The sequence below is a fragment of the Nonomuraea rubra genome (assembly GCF_014207985.1).
In the GTDB taxonomy this organism is placed as follows: domain Bacteria; phylum Actinomycetota; class Actinomycetes; order Streptosporangiales; family Streptosporangiaceae; genus Nonomuraea; species Nonomuraea rubra.
Genome location: NZ_JACHMI010000001.1, coordinates 2,427,853 through 2,448,317, shown reverse-complemented (window position 1 = coordinate 2,448,317; position 20,465 = coordinate 2,427,853). Strand labels below are relative to the sequence as shown.

The 20,465-nt window shown below is 71.1% G+C and carries 20 protein-coding genes; 9 read left to right on the top strand and 11 right to left on the bottom strand.

Features of this window, described 5'->3' with window-relative positions; genetic code table 11:
- Positions 1-17 precede the first annotated feature (17 nt).
- Positions 18-1,502, top strand: a complete 1,485-nt coding sequence (locus tag HD593_RS11110; RefSeq protein WP_185102087.1) for a cobyric acid synthase — start codon at positions 18-20, stop codon at positions 1,500-1,502.
- A gap of 3 nt (positions 1,503-1,505) precedes the next feature.
- On the opposite strand, the gene HD593_RS11105 is transcribed toward HD593_RS11110, so the two are convergent.
- From HD593_RS11105 to HD593_RS11090, 4 genes are all read right to left on the bottom strand, one after another.
- Positions 1,506-2,321 carry an SAM-dependent methyltransferase gene (locus tag HD593_RS11105; protein ID WP_185102086.1) on the bottom strand — a complete coding sequence of 272 codons (816 nt, stop codon included), beginning with the start codon at positions 2,319-2,321 and terminating at the stop codon, positions 1,506-1,508.
- 96 nt (positions 2,322-2,417) lie between these two features.
- Positions 2,418-3,422 carry a 1-acyl-sn-glycerol-3-phosphate acyltransferase gene (locus HD593_RS11100; RefSeq protein ID WP_185102085.1) on the bottom strand — a complete coding sequence of 335 codons (1,005 nt, stop codon included), beginning with the start codon at positions 3,420-3,422 and terminating at the stop codon, positions 2,418-2,420.
- Between the two features lie 24 nt (positions 3,423-3,446).
- Positions 3,447-4,262 (bottom strand): patatin-like phospholipase family protein, encoded by an 816-nt coding sequence (locus HD593_RS11095; protein WP_185102084.1) that lies wholly within the window; start codon positions 4,260-4,262, stop codon positions 3,447-3,449.
- Positions 4,263-4,270: 8 nt separating this feature from the next.
- The gene (locus HD593_RS11090) at positions 4,271-4,633 is read right to left on the bottom strand and encodes a MerR family transcriptional regulator (RefSeq protein WP_185102083.1); all 363 of its coding nucleotides are present in this window, start codon (positions 4,631-4,633) and stop codon (positions 4,271-4,273) included.
- Positions 4,634-4,716: 83 nt separating this feature from the next.
- Here HD593_RS11090 and HD593_RS11085 point away from each other — a divergent pair, with 83 nt between their 5' ends.
- Positions 4,717-5,415, top strand: a complete 699-nt coding sequence (locus HD593_RS11085; protein ID WP_185102082.1) for an SDR family oxidoreductase — start codon at positions 4,717-4,719, stop codon at positions 5,413-5,415.
- A 33-nt stretch (positions 5,416-5,448) separates the two neighbouring features.
- Positions 5,449-6,393, top strand: a complete 945-nt coding sequence (locus tag HD593_RS11080) for a MerR family transcriptional regulator (protein ID WP_185102081.1) — start codon at positions 5,449-5,451, stop codon at positions 6,391-6,393.
- Here the strand turns inward: HD593_RS11080 and HD593_RS11075 are convergent.
- Positions 6,368-7,126, bottom strand: coding sequence for a TetR/AcrR family transcriptional regulator (locus HD593_RS11075; protein WP_185102080.1), 759 nt, complete (start codon positions 7,124-7,126; stop codon positions 6,368-6,370). The two genes, HD593_RS11080 and HD593_RS11075, sit on opposite strands and share 26 nt — an antisense overlap.
- Positions 7,127-7,178: 52 nt before the next feature.
- Between HD593_RS11075 and HD593_RS11070 the strand changes: the two genes are divergently transcribed.
- Positions 7,179-7,823: an O-methyltransferase gene (locus HD593_RS11070; RefSeq protein WP_185102079.1), complete on the top strand. Its 645-nt coding sequence runs from the start codon at positions 7,179-7,181 to the stop codon at positions 7,821-7,823.
- Positions 7,824-7,849: 26 nt separating this feature from the next.
- The gene (locus HD593_RS11065) at positions 7,850-8,737 is read left to right on the top strand and encodes a DNA-3-methyladenine glycosylase family protein (protein ID WP_185102078.1); all 888 of its coding nucleotides are present in this window, start codon (positions 7,850-7,852) and stop codon (positions 8,735-8,737) included.
- Here HD593_RS11065 and HD593_RS11060 read toward each other — a convergent pair.
- On the bottom strand, positions 8,718-9,062 hold the full coding sequence (locus tag HD593_RS11060; RefSeq protein WP_185102077.1) for a helix-turn-helix transcriptional regulator: 345 nt from the start codon (positions 9,060-9,062) through the stop codon (positions 8,718-8,720). The two genes, HD593_RS11065 and HD593_RS11060, sit on opposite strands and share 20 nt — an antisense overlap.
- Positions 9,063-9,243: 181 nt before the next feature.
- On the opposite strand from HD593_RS11060, the gene HD593_RS11055 reads away from it, so the two are divergent.
- A complete protein-coding gene (locus tag HD593_RS11055; RefSeq protein ID WP_185102076.1) occupies positions 9,244-9,612 on the top strand; it encodes an STAS domain-containing protein in 369 nt (122 codons plus the stop codon).
- 5 nt (positions 9,613-9,617) lie between these two features.
- Here the strand turns inward: HD593_RS11055 and HD593_RS11050 are convergent, their stop codons facing one another.
- The 5 genes from HD593_RS11050 to HD593_RS11030 all read right to left on the bottom strand — a co-directional run bounded on the left by HD593_RS11050 (position 9,618) and on the right by HD593_RS11030 (position 17,233).
- Positions 9,618-9,905 carry a hypothetical protein gene (locus tag HD593_RS11050; RefSeq protein WP_185102075.1) on the bottom strand — a complete coding sequence of 96 codons (288 nt, stop codon included), beginning with the start codon at positions 9,903-9,905 and terminating at the stop codon, positions 9,618-9,620.
- Positions 9,906-10,001: 96 nt separating this feature from the next.
- Positions 10,002-11,366 carry a sensor histidine kinase gene (locus HD593_RS11045; RefSeq protein ID WP_312903427.1) on the bottom strand — a complete coding sequence of 455 codons (1,365 nt, stop codon included), beginning with the start codon at positions 11,364-11,366 and terminating at the stop codon, positions 10,002-10,004.
- Positions 11,367-11,442: 76 nt separating this feature from the next.
- Positions 11,443-12,075 (bottom strand): hypothetical protein, encoded by a 633-nt coding sequence (locus HD593_RS11040; RefSeq protein ID WP_185102074.1) that lies wholly within the window; start codon positions 12,073-12,075, stop codon positions 11,443-11,445.
- Positions 12,076-12,133: 58 nt separating this feature from the next.
- Positions 12,134-16,093 (bottom strand): metallophosphoesterase, encoded by a 3,960-nt coding sequence (locus HD593_RS11035; RefSeq protein WP_185102073.1) that lies wholly within the window; start codon positions 16,091-16,093, stop codon positions 12,134-12,136.
- Positions 16,094-16,225: 132 nt separating this feature from the next.
- Positions 16,226-17,233, bottom strand: coding sequence for a LacI family DNA-binding transcriptional regulator (locus HD593_RS11030; protein WP_185102072.1), 1,008 nt, complete (start codon positions 17,231-17,233; stop codon positions 16,226-16,228).
- A 283-nt stretch (positions 17,234-17,516) separates the two neighbouring features.
- Between HD593_RS11030 and HD593_RS11025 the strand changes: the two genes are divergently transcribed.
- From HD593_RS11025 to HD593_RS11015, 3 genes are read left to right on the top strand one after another with little or no spacing between them, the layout of a single operon-like run.
- The gene (locus HD593_RS11025; protein WP_221524725.1) at positions 17,517-18,704 is read left to right on the top strand and encodes a sugar ABC transporter substrate-binding protein; all 1,188 of its coding nucleotides are present in this window, start codon (positions 17,517-17,519) and stop codon (positions 18,702-18,704) included.
- Between the two features lie 12 nt (positions 18,705-18,716).
- Positions 18,717-19,655, top strand: a complete 939-nt coding sequence (locus HD593_RS11020) for a carbohydrate ABC transporter permease (protein ID WP_185102070.1) — start codon at positions 18,717-18,719, stop codon at positions 19,653-19,655.
- Positions 19,652-20,464 carry a carbohydrate ABC transporter permease gene (locus HD593_RS11015; protein WP_185102069.1) on the top strand — a complete coding sequence of 271 codons (813 nt, stop codon included), beginning with the start codon at positions 19,652-19,654 and terminating at the stop codon, positions 20,462-20,464. Before HD593_RS11020 ends, HD593_RS11015 begins: the two co-directional genes overlap by 4 nt.
- Position 20,465 lies beyond the last annotated feature (1 nt).

The window sequence follows — 20,465 nt, the reverse complement described above, 5'->3', positions numbered from 1 at the left end:
CCGTGTACCGTGATCCCATGGTCAAGGGGGCATTGCTGGTCGCGGGCACCACATCGGACGCGGGCAAGAGCGTGGTCACCGCGGGCATCTGCCGCTGGCTGGCCCGCCAGGGCGTCCGCGTGGCGCCCTACAAGGCGCAGAACATGTCGCTGAACTCGTACGTCACCGCCGAGGGCGCCGAGATCGGCCGGGCGCAGGCCATGCAGGCCCAGGCGTGCGGCCTCGAACCCGTCGCCGACATGAACCCGATCCTCCTCAAGCCGGGCAGCGACCGCCGCAGCCAGGTCGTGCTGATGGGCAGCCCGGTGGCGGACGTGGACGCCATGGAGTACGGCGCGCTGAAGGACCTGCTGCGCACCACGGCCCTGGAGGCGCTCGACCGGCTTCGCCGGCAGTACGACGTGGTGGTCTGCGAGGGGGCGGGCAGCCCCGCCGAGATCAACCTGCGCCGCGGCGACATCGCCAACATGGGCCTGGCCAGGGCCGCGAACCTGCCGGTGATCGTGGTCGGCGACATCGACAGGGGTGGGGTGTTCGCCGCCTTCTACGGCACGGTGGGCCTGCTGGACGCCGCCGACCAGTCGCACGTCGCCGGCTTCGTGGTGAACAAGTTCAGGGGCGCGAAGGAGCTGCTGGAGCCGGGGCTCGACCTGATCAGGGAGCTGACCGGGCGGGCGGTGTACGGGGTGCTGCCCTGGCTCGACGGGCTCTGGCTGGACGTGGAGGACTCACTGGCCCTCGACAACCGCCGGGTCGCCGTGCGCGGCCCGTACGGCAGGCAGACCCTCAGGGTGGCGGTCGTGCGGCTGCCCAGGATCTCCAACTTCACCGACGTGGACGCGCTGGCCGCCGAGCCGGGCGTGGTAGTGCGGTTCGCCACCGATCCGGCCGAGCTGGACGACGCCGACCTGGTCGTGCTGCCCGGCTCCCGCGCCACGGTCTCCGACCTGGCCTGGCTGCGCGAGAGCGGCCTGGCGGCGGCCATCCTCGACAGGAAGGGGCCCGTGCTCGGCATCTGCGGCGGCTTCCAGATGCTCGCCGGGGAGATCGTGGACGAGGTCGAGTCCGGGGCGGGGCGCGTCGACGGGCTGGGGATCCTGCCGGTACGGGTGACGTTCGGGCGCGAGAAGCGGCTGGCCAGGCCCGAGGGCACGGCCTACGGGCAGCCGGTGCGGGGCTACGAGATCCACCACGGGGTGGCCACGGTGGAGGGGGGCGAGCCGTTCCTCGACGGGTGCCGGACCGGCGACGTCTGGGGCACCACGTGGCACGGTGTCCTGGAGAACGACGGCTTCCGCCGCGCCTTCCTCACCGACGTGGCGGCGCGGGCCGGGCGCGACTTCGTCCCCGACCCCGCCACCGACTTCGCCGGGCTGCGCGAGCAGCGGCTCGACGCGCTCGGCGACCTGGTCGAGCGGCACCTGGACACGGACGCGCTGCTGCGTCTCATCGAGCAGGGCCCGCCCGCGCACCTGCCCCCGCTGCCGCCCGGCGCCCGGTGAGGGCTACGGCTTGCGGCCGACGACGCCGTACTGGAACACCTCGCGGTCGGTGAAGCTGGTGCCGGGCTCGGGCCGCCACTTCGGCAGCGACACCAGGCCGGGCTCCACGAGCTCCATGCCGTCGAAGAAGGCGAGCAGCTCCTCCTCCGTACGCAGGGTGAGCGGGGTCGCGCCGGAGGCGTTCCAGCGGGCGGCGGCCTCGTCCATCGGCGGGCACTTCAGGCTGTGGGCGATCGCCAGGTAGCTGCCCGGCGGCAGCGCCTTGAGCAGCGTACCCACCGAGGCGTGCGCCTGCCCGGCGTCGGGCACGAACTCCAGCACGCCCATCAGCATCAACGCGACCGGGCGGGAGAAGTCGAGCGTCCGCTCGGCCTGGCGCAGGATGTTCTCCGGCTCGCGCAGGTCGGCGTCGATGTAGTCGGTCTCGCCCTCGCCGGTGCCGATCAGCAGTGCCCGGGCGTGGACCAGGACGATCGGGTCGTTGTCGACGTACACGATGCGGGCCGCCGGGTTGACCGCCTGCGCCACCCCGTGGGTGTTGCTCTCCGTCGGGATGCCCGTGCCCACGTCGAGGAACTGGTCGATGCCGCACTCGCCGGCCAGGTGGCGTACGGCGCGGCCGATGAACTCCCGCTCGGCGCGGGCGTTGACCGGCAGGTCCGGCATGATCTTCACGATCTCGTCGCCGACCTCGCGGTCGGGCGCGTAGTTGTCCTTGCCGCCCAGCCAGTAGTCCCACACGCGGGCCGGGTGCGGGACGGAGGTGTCAATGCGGGCCAGCTCAGCGGCCTTCTCGCTGTTCTGGGATCCCTCGCCCATCAATGCCTCCCCGTCGGCATCCCTGTTCCTGGTGTCAGAGATCAACATAGACGCCCGAAGCCGGGCATGCAGGGCGAATCCCGTCAAGCTCCGGGATCAGCCGGGCCTGGCGGCCATGCGCTGGGCCGTGATCCACTCGTCGATGCGCTCCCAGTGGTCGTACAGCCAGCGGATCCGTTCCTCGCGATCGCGCGGGACGCTGGCGGCGGGCACGCGCCACCATTTCGCGGTGATGTGTGCGCGGATGGGCAGGTAGCGCCAGATGTCGTGCAGCGTGACCAGGTCGTCGAGGCCGGTGTGCGCGACGAAGACGACGTCCGCCGACGGGCACGCCTCGATGGCCGCGATGGCGCCGTTCGGGCGGGGCGGGAGCAGGTGGTCCATGCCGCGCGCCCGCTCCGCCTCGGCGCGCAGCCCCTTCTCCTCCAGGCGGGTGATCGCCTTCTGGCGGCGGCGCGGGGTGAAGTTCCCGCCCTCGGGGAAGATCACCAGGGCGTCGCTGCCGCTCATCGTGGCGGCCAGGCGGCGGATCTCCTCGATCACCAGGGTCTGGCCCGACTTGCGGGGGACGAACGCGTTCGGCAGCCGGTTGATGACCACGTCGAGCGAGGGGTCGTACTGGAGGGCGGCCTTCATGACGATGCGCGGCTGCCGCCCGTAGCGCTCCAGGAGATGGTGGATCAGCAGGAACGAGTCGCCGGGGCCCGCGTGCCGGGACAGCACGATGATCGGCTTGGCCGGCCCGCCCTCCCGCTCCACGGGATCCGGCTCCTCGATGTCCACGCGGAGCTGGAAGATGTGCACCGCGGTCGTGTACACCTTCTCCAGGAACCACTTGATCAGCGCGTAGTGGTGCTCCTGCCGCCGGGCCCCGCCCGCCACCCACAACCACGCGCAGGCGACCAGCACGGCGGACTCCAGCGTCAGCCACACCACCGCGAACCAGACGAACCGCGCGCTCCTGCGCTGCGGCGGCGGCAGCCTGAGCGCGGCGGCGGCCGCGACGACCAGCCAGAGCGGCAGCGTCACCACCATGAACACGGTCATCACGATGACCAGGGGCGCCAGCACGAGCCGGCGCACGATCCTAGGTGGGAGCACCCGGGCCTCCTTCAGGCTCTCCCTTCATCCTGCCCCGTTCCGCAGGTAGCTGGAAGACGCCTGGTAGGCCCGGTCGATGCAGGCGGAGATCTGCGACACGTCGCGATAGCGCAGCGTCGACAGCGGCTCGGTCACCCCCGCCGGCAGCACGTGCACCTCCACGCCCGGCGGCAGCGTGGCCAGGTCCTCGGCGAACCGGTGCCGGCGGGCGATCTCGAACGCCACCATGCCCACCTCCCAGAACCGCCTGGGCGGCGAGAGCGGGCGCTCGATCCGGCCGACGTGCAGGACGTAGACCCTGCTCGCGCCGAGCATGACGGCTCGCCCGATCGGGATGCTGTGCACCAGCCCGCCGTCGTAGAAGTGCTCGCCCCCGATCACGACGGGCGGCAGCAGCCCGGGCACCGCGCACGACGCCAGCACCGCGTCCACCAGCGGCCCGCCGGTGAACCAGTGCGCCGCCGCCCGCTCGACCGAGGCCGCCACGCACTGGAACGGCACGGCCAGCTCCTCGATCCGCGAGACCTGCACGGTCTTGCTCAGCACCGCGCGCAACGGGCCGATCGGATGCAGGTGGGTGCCCGTCCTGGCCAGCGTGGACAGCCGGGCCACCCAGGACCCGGCGAACGCCGTACGGACGACGTCGGACTGCCACAGGTCCGTCAGCCTGCCGACCGCGTCGGCGGGGTCGGCGGCGATGACGGCGCCGTTCAGCGCGCCCACGGACGTGCCCACGACCAGGTCGGGACGGATGCCCGCCTCGTCGAGCGCCCGCAGCATGCCCACCTCGTGCGCGCCGAGCACGCCGCCTCCGCCGAGCACGAACGCGGTCCCGCCCATGCTGGACGTCACCTGGGACAGGTCCGGCCCTCGTAGGCGGAGGCCACGGAGAGGATCGAGTCGAGCCTTTCGCGGGTCTTGACCAGGTCGTCGATCCGGTCCTCGATGCGCTGCCGCTCGGCCCGCAGCCGTTCCAGCAGCTCGGGCGTCACCTCGCCCGAGATCACGCACGGCATCAGCGGCTCGATCGACCGGCTCGGCAGCCCGGCCGCGTACAGGTGCTGGATCATCCACACCCGGTCCACCGCGCTGTCCGCGTACACCCGCTGGCCGCTGGGGCTGCGCTCCGAGGTCAGCAGCCGCTGCTCCTCGTAGTAGCGCAGCGCGCGCACGCTCACCCCCGTCTTGGCGGCGAGCTCGCCGATCCGCATGGTGATCCCCCTCACAACATTTGCCCCTGACGTCAACGTCAGGTTTTAGCTTATCCGCACATCACCTCGCTCAGGAGACAACCATGAACATTTCCGGATCCGTCGCCCTCGTCACCGGCGCCAACCGCGGCATCGGCCGCCACTTCGCCCGGCAGTTGCTGGAGCGGGGCGCGAAGAAGGTGTACGCGACCGCGCGCGACCCCCAGCGCATCGACCTGCCCGGCGTGGAGGCCCTGCGGCTGAACATCACTGACCCGGCGTCGGTCTCCGCGGCGGCGGAGGCGGCCGGGGACGTGACCCTGCTGATCAACAACGCCGGCGTCGCCACCTACACGAACCTCGTCACGGGCGACCTGGACCAGATCCGCCTGGAGCTGGACACCAACTTCTACGGCCCGCTCCGCATGATCCGCGCCTTCGCCCCCGTCCTGGGCGCGGGCGGCGGCGGCGCGATCGTGAACGTGCTGTCGGCGCTGTCCTGGTTCTCCTACGACGGCGCGAACGCCTACGCCGCCGCCAAGGCCGCCGCGTGGAGCCTGACCAACGGTGCCCGCCTGGAGCTGCGCGGCCAGGGCACGCAGATCACCGGCGTGCACCTGGGCGCCGCCGACACCGACATGATGGCCGGCTACGAGGGCGAGCTGCTCGACCCGGCGGACGTCGCGCGGGCGGCGCTCGACGGGGTCGAGGCGGGGGCGTACGAGGTCGTGGTGGACGCCTGGTCCGCGCACGTCAAGGCGTCGCTGTCCGGCGACCCGCGCGCGTTCTACGACGCCGCTTGAGTCTCCAGCAGGGGGAGACGGCAGAGTGAGCGCATGGACGGGGACACGCTCTACTCGATCGGCGACCTGGCCCGGCGCACCGGGCTGACGGTCAAGACCGTCAGGTTCTACTCCGACGCGGGGATCGTGCCGCCCACCCGCCGCAGCCCCGCCGGCTACCGCCTGTACGACCGCGCCGCCGCCGCCCGCCTCGACCTCGTGCGCACGCTGCGCGACCTCGGGCTCGACCTGCCCACGATCCGCAGGGTCGTGTCCCGGGAGGCGTCGCTGCCCGAGGTCGCGGCGGCGCACGCCGAGGCCCTTTCGGCTCAGATCCGCACGTTGCGGCTGCGGCGGGCGGTGCTGACGGTGGTGGCCGGGCGCGGCTCCACCCCGAAGGAGATGGAACTCATGCACGAGCTGGCCAAACTGTCGGAGGCCGAACGGCATCACCTGATCGGCGACTTCCTCGCCGCCGTGTTCGGCGACCTGGAGGGTGATCCCGGGTTCGCGGGGGTCATGACCTCGCTGACGCCCGAGCTGCCGGACGATCCCTCGCCCGAGCAGGTGGAGGCCTGGGTGGACCTGGCCTCGCTGTCCCGCGAACCGGGGTTTCGCGCCAGCATGCGCCGCATGGTCGAAACCCACGCCGCCGACCGCACCGGCGACACCGCCGGGGTCAGGACCGGGGGCGGGGCGGGTGGCCTTGGCGGGGGGCCTGTGTTGCGGCCCAGTCCCGCCGCGGTGGCGCGTGACCTCGCCGCCCCCGCGCTGGCGGCCGGCGTGGACCCGGCCGCTCCGGAGGCCGGGCCGTACGTCGCGGCGCTCCTCACCGCCTGCGGCGAGGACCGCGCCGAGCTGGCCGCCCGGCTGGAGGCGGCCGGCGACCCGCGCTGGGACCGGTACGTCCAGCTCCTGGCCGTGATCAACGGCTGGCCACCGCCGGAGCCGCTGGCCCCCGCTCTCGCCTGGTTCACCCAGGCGCTGCGCGCCCACTGACGCCCCCGCCGGCGCCCTCGCCGGCCTCCAAGCCGACAGCCCGGCTGACGCCCTCGCCGGCGTCCGAGCCGACAGCCCCGCCGACGCCCTCGCCGGCGTCCAAGCCGACGTCCCCACCGGCGTCCGCGCCGGCGATCCCGCTGGCGACGCGGCGCAGGAAGTCGTCCGCGAGCCGATCGGTGTACGCCCGCCCGACCGGCTCATCGGTGACCAGCACCCGGTAGTAGAGCGGCCCCACGAGCCGATCGGTCTCGGCCGCCACGTCGAGCCCGGCGGGCAGCTCGCCCCGCGCCACCGCCCGCTCCAGCGGCAGCCGGTCGCGCCGCCGCTGCTCGTCGAGGTAGCGGGCGCGGAAGTCGGCCCCGAACGCCGGGTCGTGCTGGGCCTGCGCGATCAGGGCCCTGAACACGGCCCCGGTGTCGGTCGCGCTCAGCACGTGGGCGAGCCGGCCCAGGTAGGCGGGCAGGTCGAGGGCGAGCGCGCCGTGGTCGGGCGGCGTCAGCTCCTCGGCCAGGTCCTCGACGAACGCGTCCACGAGCACCGCCGTCTTGCTGCTCCACCAGCGGTAGACGGTCTGCTTGGCGACCCCGGCCCGAGCCGCGATGCCCTCCATCGTGACGCCCGCGAAGCCCTTCTCGGCCAGCAGGTCGTCGGCCGCCTGCAACACCGCCTGCCTGGCCGCCTCGCTGCGCCCGTGCCGGTTGCCGTGGTGCCGCCGTTCCGTGTCCGCCATGCCGTGAGAATACCGCTAGCGTAGACGCAACGTACCGTCTACTCTAGGCGTCATGACACACACCAACACGCTCGCCGACCCGCGCGTGGCGGCGGCGCTGGAGCGCATGTTCGCCGAGGCCGGGCGCGACGCGGCCAGGGCCGTCCAGGGCGATCGGGGCACGATGACGGCCGGGGAGCTGGCCGACGCCATGGCGGAGATCTACATGCCGATCTCCGCCGAGGGCGGCCGGCTGCTCTACACCCTGGTCCGCGCCGCCCGCCCCGCCACGGTCGTCGAGTTCGGCACCTCGTTCGGCATCTCGACCCTCTACCTGGCCGCCGCCGTACGCGACAACGGCGCCGGCCGCGTCGTCACCACGGAGCTGAGCAAGGACAAGATCGCCGCCGCGCGCCGGACGTTCGCCGAGACCGGGCTGGACGACGTGATCACCGTGCTGGAGGGCGACGCCCGCGACACCCTCGCCGGCCTCTCGGAGCCGGTCGGCTTCGTGCTGCTGGACGGCTGGAAGGACCTCTACCTGCCCGTGCTGCGCCTGCTGGAGCCCCGGCTCGCCCCCGGCACCCTGGTCGCCGCCGACGACAGCACGTTCGACAGCGTCCGGCCCTACCTCGACCACGTCCGCGACCCGGCCAACGGCTACCAGAGCGTCTCGTTCCCGGTGGAGGACGGCATCGAGATCAGCTGCCGGCTCTAGTCGTACGGGCCGCCTACCATACGCGCATGACCACGCACGGATTCACGCTGACCGCCGAGGGCCCGTTCGACTTCGCCGACTCGCTGCGGTTCGTCCAGGACTGGCCGGCCACGAGCGCGCTGCCCTCCGACGGCCGGGCGCTGCGCTTCGCGTACTGCGCGGAGTCCGACTGGCGGCCGATCGGCGTGACCGTGACGGGCGCGCCCGGCGGGGTGGCGGTCACCACCACGCGCCCGGCCGGGCCCGGCATCCGCGGCGAGGTGGCGCGCATCCTCTCCCTCGACGTGGACGGCGCCGGCTTCGCCAAGCTCGGCGAGACCGACCCGGTGCTCGGCGACCTGCAGCGGCTGCGCCCCGGCCTGCGTCCCGTGTGCTTCTGGAGCCCGTGGGAGGCGGCGTGCTGGGCGGTGATCGTGCAGCGCTCCTCGATGCTCATCGCCTCCCGGATCAAGCAGCGCATCGCCGAGCGGTACGGCGCGCTGGTCGAGGTGGACGGGCAGCCGTGCACCGCCTTCCCGTCGCCGGTCTCGCTGCTCGACGCGGGCGGGCTCGGGCTGCCCGCGCAGAAGGAGGAGTGGGTGCGCGGCCTGGCCAGGGCGGCGCTCGACGGCCTGCTGACCACCGAGCACCTGCGCTCGCTCGCCCCCGAGGAGGCGCTGGCCGAGCTGCGGGCCCTGCCCGGCGTGGGGCCGTTCTCGGCCGGCCTGATCCTGATCCGCGGCGCGGGCGCGCCCGACGCGTTCCCCGGGGACGAGCCGCGGCTGTTCGCGATCCTGCGCGAGGCGTACGGGCTGCCGGAGGACGTGCCCCCGTCGGCGTACAGGAAGCTGGCCGGCTCGTGGCGGCCCTACCGTTCGTGGGCCTCGTTCCTGTTCAGGGCGACCGCGTACGGTGTCATGGACGATCGCGACTGAGCTCGTCCGGCTTCCTGTCGCCGGTCAGGTCGTGCTGGGTGAACATGTCGATCAGCAGGCTGATCGGCAGGCCGGCCTCGGTCGGGTAGCGGAAGTGCTGGTCCAGGTTGAGGCTGTAGCGGTTGCGCCGCCCCACCCTGTCGCGGTTGAGGTAGCCGCCCTCGTGCAGGTCGCGCACGATGTTCTGCACCGCGCGCTCGGTGATCCCGATGCCGGTGGCGATGTCGCGCAGCCGGATGTCGGGATCGCGGGCGATCTCCACGAGCACCCGGGCATGGTGGGTGAGGAACGTCCAGCTGGACGCTCGTTCGTCGGCTGTGCTCACGTCCTCCGCCTCTCACCCGATCCTGGCCCTCGACAGGCAGATGAATCACCTTTCATGAAGATCCTATGACGAAAAGTCTTTCAGGTATCTATCTACGGGCATAGAGTCTGCGACAACGGCAGGCATACCGCGGTAACCGTTCGCCCCACCCACCGGTCCGCCCCCACCGCCAGGAGTGCCCGTGAACCTCACCTGTCGCCATCTTCCGGGCGCCACGCTGATCGCCGTGGCCGGGGAGGTCGACACCACGACGTCCACCCACTTGGAGGATTACATCGACCAGCAGCGCGAGCGGCTGGACCAGCACCTCATCATCGACATGAGCGAGCTGTCCTTCCTGGACAGCTCCGGCCTGGCCGTGCTGCTCGCCGCCGCGACGCTGGCCCGCGCGCACGGCGTGGGCGTGCACCTGGCCGGGCTGCGGCCGATGCCGGCCCGGCTGCTGGAGATCACCGGCGCGCGGCGTGCCGTGACGGTGTACGACCATGTGGAGCAGGCCATCGCCTCGGTCGAGGCGCTCAACCTGGTCAACCCCTCGGAGCGGGCGTAGGGAGGCTACGCGGGCCGGCGGTGCACCCCCACCAGGTGACCGTTGTGCCGCACCTGCGCCTCGTCGTAGGGGCACAGGGGGCGCGTCACGTACGCCTCGGCGATGCTGTCGGCGTGGCCGCGGTCCACGCCCCAGCCGATCGTGTGCCAGCGCGCCTCGCCGTCGCCGCCCGTGGTGTCCAGAACGGCGATCTCGAACAGCTCGGCGGCGGCAGGAGGCGTGCAACGAACGCGTACGGGCCCGGGCCCGTCAACGGTGCGTACGTCCCTGCCGCCGAGGCCCCGCTGGTCCATTGTGGATCTCCTTCCGCTCCTGCAACCCTGGTGCGGAGATCCATGCCCCGATCGCCCGCCGGTCAGTCATGTCGCAGCACACGGGGCATGCCCCCGTCAGGCCTCCTGCACCGGCAGCCGGAGCACGAACCGGGCGCCGGTGTCGGAGTCCTCGATGGTCAGCGTGCCGAGGTGCGCCGTGGCGATCTCGCGGGCGATCGGCAGGCCGAGCCCGGTGCCTCCGGCGTCGCGGCTGCGCGAGGCGTCCAGGCGGGTGAAGCGCTCGAAGACCTTCTCGCGGTGCTCGGGCGCGATGCCCGTGCCGTCGTCCACCACTTCCAGGACCGCCTCGTCGCCCTGCCGCCGCACGGTCACGATGATCTGCGACTCGGCGTGCCGCTCGGCGTTGTCGAGGAGGTTCGTCAGCAGGCGGGCGAGCTGCAGCCGGTCGCCGTCGACGACCACGCCGGTCTGCAGCGTGGTGACGACGTGCTTGGAGCGCGGCCTGGCGGTCTCGGCGGCCACCAGCTCGGCCAGGTCCAGGGGCTCGCGCTCGTCGGGGGCGCCCGCGTCCAGCCTGCTCAGCGTGAGCAGGTCCGCCACGATCGCCTGCAGCCGTTCCAGGCTGGTCAGCACCTCGGCGCCGGTCTCCGCCCAGTCGGTGTCCTCGGGGTGGAGCAGGGCGTCCTCGACCTGGGCGCGCATCGCGGTGATGGGGCTGCGCAGGTCGTGGGAGGCGTCCGCGGCGAACTGGCGCTGCCGCTCCATCGCCACCTGCAGCTGCCGCAGCGCCGACTCCAGCCGCTCCAGCGTGCGGTTGCTGGTCTCGGCCAGGGCCCTGATCTCGTCGTCGGTCTCGGGCACGGGCACGCGCATCCCGCCGCCGCCCTCGCTGATCTCCGCCAGCCGCTTGGTGATGCTGCTGACCGGCTGCAACGTCCTGGCCACGACGCGGGAGACGCCGAACCAGGTCAGCGTGACCAGCGTGGCCGTCACGGCGACCTGGAACGCGATCACCTGCGGCACGACGTACCAGGGCACGGCCGGGTCGACGGCGTAGATCAGCCACTCCCCCTCCGGCTGGTACGCCACCAGCACCATGACGAGCTTGCACTGGCCGGGGAAGCGCGGCAGGTCGCAGAGCCTGGCGGCCTCGTTGGCCTGGCTGTGATGCGGGATCTCGCTCGTCAGGCGTGGCGCGCCGGCCAGGTTCGGCGTCCACGCGACCGGCCGGCCACTCGGGTCCACGACCTGGATGCCGTCGAGCCCGTGCTGCGGCAGCACCTGGGGCAGCCTGTCCCGCTTCACCATGAGCAGCACGCGCACGGCCTTGCCCGCCACGTCCCGCGCCTTGATGTCGGCCACTTCGCTCCGGATGCCGAACAGCACGAAGGCGCTGACGATGACGTTCAGCAGCAGCATCGCGATGCTCGCCCACAGCGCCAGCCGCGTTCGCAACGAACGGCCCAACCGTCTGCTCACGCCCCTCCCCCGAGGATCAGCAGAACACAACGGGTGTGTTCGCCGCCAACCTCGGGAGATTCCCCGACAAATGCGCCTACCGGCGTAGCCGCCTGAGCAGGGGGAAGAGCGCGACGGGCACGAGCAGGGCGCCGAGCAGGAAGATCCCGCCGGAAGAGCCGGGCTCGGCGCGCTCGCCGACCTTGAGCGTCGGGCTCTCGGCGACCAGGACCGCGGAGCCGCGCTCGCCGCCGACGTCGTACCGGACGAGCGTCTCCGTGCTGTGCACGAACGTCTCGGCGTCGGGGAACAGCGCGCTGGAGATCGCGTGCGTGCCCCCGGGCTCGCCCTGGCAGGCGAAGGCGAAGGTGAGCACGGCGTAGCTCTTCTTGTCGCGCGGGCGCACGTCGGCGTCGCCGGTCAGGGAGGGGGCGCACGGCCGGCCGTCGTAGGCGACGGCGAAGCGCTCCGTGACGTACGTGACCACGGCGTCGCGGTTGAGCCGGAGCTGGCGGAGCTGCTCGGCCCGCTCCTTGGCGTCGTAGGCGGTGGCGTAGAGCCAGGCCGACTTCATCAGCAGGTCGTACTCGAGGTCCAGCACCACCCGCACGTTCACCCCGGTGCCCGTCACCTCGGCGCGGGCGGTCGTGGTCGCGTCGTGAGCGGCGGCGGCGGGGGCGGGCAGCAGCAGGGCGCCGAGCAACACGAGGGCGGGCAGCCAGCGCAGCATGTCGGGTCTCCAGAGGGGAGGCCGCCCCGGGCCTGGCAGCCCGGGGCGGCGGGTCGTCCTAGCGGTTGAACCAGCGGTGCATGGGCGAGTCGGCGTCCCACCTGCCGGGGCGGCCGTGCGCGTCCTTGGTGACGAAGACGCTCGGCTCGGAGGCGGTCACGCCGCCGCCGGCGGAGCGGGCCGTGACGAACCAGGCGTAGGCCGTGTCGTCCTTGAGCCTGTCCCACTTCACCGAGGCCACCTCGCCCGAGGCGACCCTGTCCCGCCCGATGACCCGGGTGGGCTTGTAGATCGCCAGCGAGTCGGTCTGCAGGGTGGTCGTCCGCGAGGTGAGGTCGACCGGCAGCACCATGTTGTCCTCCAGGCCGTTGTAGCGGCGCAGCGGATCGTACTCGGTGGCGCCGAACTCGTTGAGCAGCGGCGAGAAGGTGTCGACGATCAGCTCGGAGCGCTTGACGTCGAACTGCAGCATCCGCAGGAAGCTCGCACCGAACTGGAGCTGGTCGGCCGGGTTGTAGCCGCCGATCTCGGTGAGCCCGAGGCGGTCGGCGGAGACCGTGTAGAACTGGTAGTCCGCCAGCAGCTCGACGACGCCCTTGCCGACCTGGCCCACCTTCGGCTTGACGTTGGTGCCCACGCCGTGCTCGTGGCCGGCGAGGATGAGGAAGACGTTCGCGTTCTTCTCCACGACCGTCTTGTACAACATCGAGCCGTCGGGGGCCGAGAAGCCGGCGCCGCGGCCGTCAGGGCTCGTGCTCGGCACGATGTAGTCGTGCGAGAGCAGGATGCCGTTGCGGTTGGGGTACTTCTTGAAGATCGAGTCGGCCCATTCGGCCTCGTCCCTCGTCACCCCGTACGACAGGCCGACCACCACGAAGTCCAGCCCGCCCGCGGAGAACAGGTCGTAGTGGTTCTGGTTGTCGCCCTCCTTCCACGGGCCGCCGTACTCCGCGTGCTGCCAGCCCTGCGAGGCCGTCTGGTAGCGCGAGGGGCCGTAGTACTGGTTGTAGAGGGCGCCGGGGCCCTCCTCGGTGCCCGACTGGTTGTCGTGGTTGCCGGCGATGACGCCGTTGGGGATGCCGGCGTCGTCCAGCACGCGCTGCTGCTTCGAGGAGACCTCGAACTCGCCCACGATCTGCCGCTGCATGGACTCGTCGGCGGGCTTGCGGATGTTGTTCTCGATGATGTCGCCGGTGTGCGCGACGTACGAGATCTTCCGCTGGTCCTTGTTGTCCTTGATCCAGTTGACGATGCCGGCGTAGGCGGACTCCCACACCGCGCGCTCCTCGGCCGTCTCCTGCTCCACCGCGCCCTCGCTGATGTACTGCGTGTCGGTGAAGTGCACGATCGAGAAGTCGTACGCCGAGGGGTCGGCGAAGCCGTTGGGGTCGCCCGGCTCGATGTCGTCGGCGAACGGGTCCTCACCCGTCACCATGACGTGGACCTTCTGCCGGTCGATGTACTTCGGGTCCACGACGGCCGTGAGGGCGGTCTTGCCCTCGGGGGCGCCGCGGGAGCTGGTCAGCAGGTCCCAGGCCTTGTCCCTGGTGTTCCAGACCCGCAACGACGCCAGCCGCTCGGGGTCGATCGAGCCCTCCCAGCGCAGAACGGGCGCGTCCGCGTGACCCTTCACCTGGACGTCGAAGCGCTGGTAGACGAGGTCCTGCCCGGCGGGCGCGTCGATCGTCCGGCCGTCGGCGGGGTCCAGCCCGCCGGTCCTGACCTTCTTCTCGCCCGGCACCTGGAGCGTGGTCGGCAGGGACTTGGCCGTACCCTGGTACACCTCGTTCGGGGTGAGGATCTCGGCCTGCGAGAACGTGGCCGTGACCTGGCCGCCGTCCGGCTCGGCCACCTCGGCCGAGAGGGTGGCGGGGTCCGACACGTCCACGGCGCCCAGCGCCGGGCTCAGCTCGGCGGGCGCGTCCGGGATGCCGGCCGACTCGAAGACGATCTCGCGCGTCGCGGTGTTGCCGAGCCCGTCGGCGCCGGTCACGGAGAGCGTGTGCTTCCCGGCCTTCAGCCCCGGGCCCACCTGGGCGCCGGGCTGGATCTCCTGGCCGTCGAGCTTGACGTCGGGGCCGGAGACCACGCCGGAGGCGTCCTCCAGCTTGACGTCCAGCACGACCGTGGCCTTGATCTTCTCGCCCGCGGCCGGGACGCTCCTGGACACCTTGGGCGCGGAGTTGTCGGTGATGAGCAGGCGGGTGGCGCTCTCGCCGGTGCTCGACTCGGCGGCCAGCGTGTGCTTGCCGTCCTTGACGGCCGTGGTGTCGAGGTCGGCGCGCAGGCCGCCGGCCGGGGCGTCCACCAGGAACTGGAGGTCGATCTCGGTCAGCGGGTTGACGGAGTCACCGCAGTTGCCGTCGCCCATGCTGTACGAGCTCTTCAGCATCTGGCCGGTGGCCGTGCCCTGCGCCGGGGTCAGCACGAAGTTCGAGATCGCGTAGTCGTCGCGGTTGTTGCCGCACGACGTGGGATACGTGCCGGTCACGAAGTCGATCGTGTTCCAGCCGGGCACCAGGTACTCGTTCGGGATCGTCAGGTCGACGCGCTTGCTGACGAAGTCGCCGTCCACGACGATCTTCTGGCCGTTGACGAGCAGGTAGCTCTGGTAGCGGGCCTCGATCGAGTTGCTGCCGACGTTGAAGCTGAGCTTCGCCTCGCCGGAGCCGAGCGTCTCGACGAGGTGCACGGCGGGGGCGTCGATCGTGTAGCGCAGCTCGGCCTCGGGCCTGGCCGCCTGGTTGTCGCCACAGGTGCCGTCGCCCATCGGGTACGACGGCTCGACGCCCTGGGCGGTCACCGTGGCGCCGTCGAGCGTCAGGGCCAGGTTGGAGATCGTGAAGTCGTCGCGGTCGTTGCCGCAGGACTCCTTGTAGTCGCCGGTGACGACCTTGATCGTGTTGTCGCCCGGCGTCAGGTAGCGGGCCGGCACGGCGACGGTGGCCCGGGCGTTGACGTACGTGCCGCCGAGGTCGATGCGCTTGCCGTTGACGAGCAGGAAGTTGTTGTACTTGTCGTCCAGCGCGTCGGGGCCCACGTCGAAGGCGAGCATCGCGGCGCCGTTGCCGAGGGTGGCCTTGGTGACGGGCGCCTCGCCGTCCACGGTGAGCCTCTTGACGCCGCCTGAGCCGCCCGCCGGGACGGTCGCGAAGACGGCCTTGGTGCCGGCGACCAGGGTGCCGTCCGTGGGCATCAGGCGTGGCGCGCCCGCCGGGGCGTTGTTGACGGTCACGTTGTGCTTGACCGTGACGCCCGCCGCGGTGGTGGCGCTGAGCACGTGCGTGCCGTTGGCCAGCTTGGTGGTGTCCACGTCCGCGGCGAGGCCGGTGGTGCCCTGTGGGTCCGACAGGGTGAAGAACGTGAGCGTGGCGCGCTTGAGCAGCGAGGTGTTCGTGCCGCAGCTTCCGTCTCCGAAGGAGAACGTGTACGGGTTGTCCTCGCCGTCGGCGACCTCGCCGAGCAGGTGGAGGCCCACGTCAGACAGCACGAAGTCGTCGTAGTTGGTGCCGCAGGACGACTGGATGGCGCCGACGACGATCTCGACGGTGTTCTCGCCCTTGACGAGGTGCTCGTTGGGGATGTCCAGCGTCGCCCGCTGGCTGACGTAGTTGCCGATCTCGACCTTGTAGGCGCCGTTGACCAGCACGTAGCTGTGGTACTGCGCCTCGGTGGAGTTCGAGCCGACGTCGAAGGAGAGCTGGGAGACGCCCACCGTGCGGGTGGCGTTGTCGATCGCGGCGTCGTCGATGGCGAGCTTCGTGACGCTGTCGCCGGCGGTCGCCGGGACCGCCGCGACCTTGACCGTGCCTTCGAGGTAGGAGCCGTCGGCGGGGGTGAGTGCCGGCGGGTTCTGGGAGGTGGTGGGGGTCGGCGACGGGGTCGGCCTGCCACGCTCCTGCTGCTCCGGGTCGGCGTGCGCCGCCGTCACCAGCGTGTTGACGAGCAGCGCGGTGAGCGTGGCGGCAATGGCCAGCCGCCCTCGCTTCCATAATCTTCGTGATGCCGTTGGCTGCATCGGGTGCAGTCCCTTCTCGAACGTTCGTGGGCGCCGGTCAGGCGGCCCCCGGGCACCTTGGGGGGCTTGTGTGAACGCTGAGCATGGTGTGACTGAAGAGAACAGGAAATGTCTACTCATTCTGGTCATTTGTCACGAACGAGTGACGGGACCCACCGACTCCCCCGGCACCAGCGTGCACGGGATGAGCGTGTGCGGCGGCGCGTCGGGGACACCTTCGAGCTGGTCGATGAGGGCGTCCACGGCCAGGCGGGCCAGCTCGGCGGCCGGCGCGGCCATGACGGTCAGCTCGGGCTCGATCATCTCGCCCAGCTCCCGCGTGGTGGACGCCGAGATGATGGACAGGTCGCCGGGGATGGCGCGGCCCGCGGCCCTGATCCCCTTGGCCAGCCCCGCCGAGGCGCCCTCGTTGACGAGGATGGCGGCCGTGCACCCGGGATGTTCCTCGCACAGCGCCCGCGCGGCCTCCCGCCCGCCCGCCGACGTGCTGTCCACCGCGATGATCACGGGCTGCCCGCCGAGCGGGGCGATCGCCTCGCGGTAGGCCGACTCGACCCGCATGATCCGGCCCGGCCCCGGCCCGCCCCTCGCCCGGTCGGTGATCAGCGCGATGCGCTCGTGGCCGTAGGAGCGCAGGTGGGCGACCGCCTCGTGGATCGTGGTGGCGAAGTCGATGTCGACGTACGGCAGGTCGTCGTTCTCCGTGCGGCCGATCAGGGCGAACGGGATGCCCGAGGCGACCAGCCGCTCGACCCGGGAGTCGCGGATCTGCACCTCCATGAGCAGCGCGCCGTCGACCAGCCCTCCCGCGAGCAGGTGCGACATCTGCTCGTCGTCGTTGACCGGCCACAACACCAGGTCGTAGCCGCGCTCGCGGGCGCCGTGCGCGGCACCCATGACGAACTGGATCACCGTGGCGTTCGCCCGCGACTCCAGGTCGGGATGGAGCAGGGCGAGGATGCGGGTGCGCGAGCTGGCCAGGGCGCGGGCCACGACGTTGCGCCGGTAGTTGAGCTCCTGGATGGCCGCCTCGATCCTGGCCCGGGTCTCCGGCGCGACCCGCTTGGTGCCGTTCAGCACGAAGGAGACCGTGGCGATGGAGACGTTCGCCCGTGCGGCGACGTCGCGCATCGTGACCATGGATGCCAGCTCTTTCCCTGAGGAGCACCGGAGCACTGCGACTATATCCCGCCGCCCCCTTCGGCAAAACGCTTAACTTGTTGTTGACATCACAGACGGATCAGCGCAACATACACAACAAGCAAACGCCGGTTAAGCGCTTTGACAGATCGGTGCCAGTCTGGCCCGTCAATACCGTCTCCCCTGCTCGCAGCCCTCCACGGCCGATTTCCGCGACCCGCGCCAACGGGACAGGAGTCTTCACATGGAGACAGCACGGAAGCGCCAGAAAAAGGCGCCCAAAGTGGCTGTCGCGGCGGCGGCACTCGCCCCTCTCACGCTCACCGCGTGCGCCGGGGCCGCCGCCTCCGGCACGGAATCCCCCAACACGCTGACCATCCAGGACTACTACGACGAGGCCCAGGACCCGATCTACCACTCGTGCGCCCGCAGCACCGGCGTCTCCATCGAGATCAGCCATGTCGCCGGGCCCGGGCTGATCCCCAAGGTGCTCCAGCAGAGCTCCTCCCGCACGCTGCCTGACGTGCTCATGCTCGACAACCCCGACGTGCAGCAGATCGCCGAGTCCGGCGCGCTCTCGCCGCTGTCCGACTACGGCGTCACGGGCGAGGGCATGGTGCCGGCCGTGGTGCAGGCCGGCACCTACGCGGGCAAGCTGTACGGGCTCGCCCCCGCCGTGAACACGCTGAGCATCTTCTACAACCAGGACCTGTTCCGGCAGGCCGGCATCACGACCCCGCCCAGGACCTGGGACGAGCTGCGCGCGGCCGCCAGGAGGCTGACCGGGCCCGGCCGCTACGGCTTCGCGATGAGCACCATCAACACCTACGAGGGCACCTGGCAGTTCCTGCCGTTCATGTGGGGCAACGGCGGCACGGAGCAGGACATCACGACGCCGGCGACCGAACAGGCGCTGCGGTTCCTCGTCGATCTGCAGAACGACGGGTCGATGTCGCGCAGCTCGATCATCTGGAGCCAGGACGACGTGATCGACCAGTTCATCGCGGGCAAGGCGGCGATGGTGGTCAACGGGCCGTGGCAGATCCCGGCGCTGCGGGAGCAGCAGGACGTGAAGTGGGGGGCGTTCACGATTCCCGAGCGGGACGCGGCGCAGGCCACGGTCGCCCCGCTCGGCGGTGAGGTCTTCACGGTGCCGCGCACCGGGAACCAGGCCAGGATGGCCAAGGCCGGGCAGTTCGTGAAATGCCTCGTCTCTCCGGAGAAACAGCTCGAGACGGCGAGGATCAAGCAGAACGTGCCGTCCAACCCCGAGGTCGCCGAGCAGGCCGGGAAGGAGAACCCGGCGCTCGCCCCGTTCGTCACGACCGTGCGGACCGCGCGCTCGCGTACGGCGCTGCTCGGCCCCGACTGGCCGAAGGCGGCGACCAAGATCTACAACGCCGTGCAGATCGCGCTGACGGGCAAGGCCGCTCCCGCCGAAGCCCTGCGCCAGGCGCAGGGCGAGCAGTAAGGAGCACCGCTGATGACCTCAGCCCATCTGAGCCTCTCCGTCGCGGCGGGCGAGCGGCGCGCGATCCTGTGGACGCGGCTGCTCCGGCGGGCCACGCCGTGGCTGTTCTCCCTGCCCGCGGTCGTGTTCGTGGCGATGTTCTTCGGCTACCCGATCGTCCAGAACGTCGTCATGAGCTTCCAGGAGTACACGACCTCGACCTTCTACAGCGGCGAGGCGCCCTGGGTCGGCCTGGCCAACTACGTGACGATCCTGTCCAGCTACCTGTTCACGACCACGCTGGTGAACACCGCGCTGTTCACGATCGGGTCGATCACCTTCCAGTTCGTGATCGGGCTCGCGCTGGCGCTGTTCTTCCGGCGCAACTTCCCGCTCGGCGGGTTCCTGCGCGCGATGTTGCTGCTGCCGTGGCTGATCCCGCTGATCGCCTCCAGCGCGGTCTGGAAATGGCTGCTCGACCAGGAGAGCGGCGCGCTCAACCAGTTCCTCGGCCTGTTCGGCGTCTCCGCCGTGCCCTGGCTGGTCGATCCCACGCTCGCGCTCGTGGGCGTGATCGGCGTGAACATCTGGCTCGGCATCCCGTTCAACGTCGCGATCCTCTACAGCGGCCTCCAGGCCGTGCCCAGGGAGCTGTACGAGGCGGGCTCGCTGGACGGCGCGACCGGCTGGAAGGCGTTCCGGCACATCACCTGGCCCAACCTGCGGCCCGTGGTGAGCGTCGTCATCGTGCTCGGCGTCGTCTACACGCTCAAGGTCGTCGACATCATCCTCGGCCTGACCGGCGGCGGGCCCGCCAACTCCACGCAGACGCTGGCCACGAACGCCTACAACAAGTCGTTCGTGGAGTTCAACTTCGGCGAGGGCGCCGCGATCAGCAACGTCCTCATCGTCGTCTCCCTCGCCTTCGCCCTGGTCTACCTGTACCTCTCGCGCCGGGAGCCGTCCGAATGAACCCGAACGTCCGCCGACTCCCCATGACCGCGCTGGGCGTGCTGTTCCTGGCCGTGATGCTCTTCCCCGTCTACTGGATGGTCAACAGCAGCCTGCAGTCCAGCTCCGGCGCCACCACCAGGGACTGGTTCCCGCTCGACGCGACACTCTCCGGGTACGCCAAGGCCATCACCGAGCAGGGGCAGAACTTCGTCACCAGCCTGCTCATCGCGCTCGGCACCGTGGTGCTGACCCTGGTCATCGCCACCCCTGCCGCCTACGGGCTGTCGCGCTTCCGCTCCCGCGGGGCGAGCGCCTTCGTGCTGGTGCTGCTGGTCACGCAGATGATCCCCGCCATGGTCATCGCCAACGCGCTCTACCCCCTGTTCAACTCCCTCTTCCTGATCAACAACGTCTTCGGCCTGATCCTCGCCAACACCGCCGCGGGCATCCCGTTCGCGGTGCTACTCATCCGGGCGTTCATGGGGTCCATCCCGCGGGCGCTCGTGGAGGCGGCCATGGTGGACGGGGCCGGGCAGTTGCGGGCGTTCGTCTCGATCGTCGTACCGATCAGCAAGAACGCGATCGTGACCGCCGCCCTGTTCACGTTCCTGTCGGCGTGGAGCGACTTCCTGTTCGCGCTGACCCTGACCAGCACGCCGGAAGTACGGCCCATCACCCTCGGCATCTACGACTACATCAGCGCGAACACGCAGGACTGGGACACGGTGATGGCCACGGCGGTGCTCGCGTCCGTCCCCGCCGCCCTGCTCCTGATCTTCGCGCAGCGTTACATCGCGGCAGGCGCCGTAGCCGGCGCCGTCAAGTAAG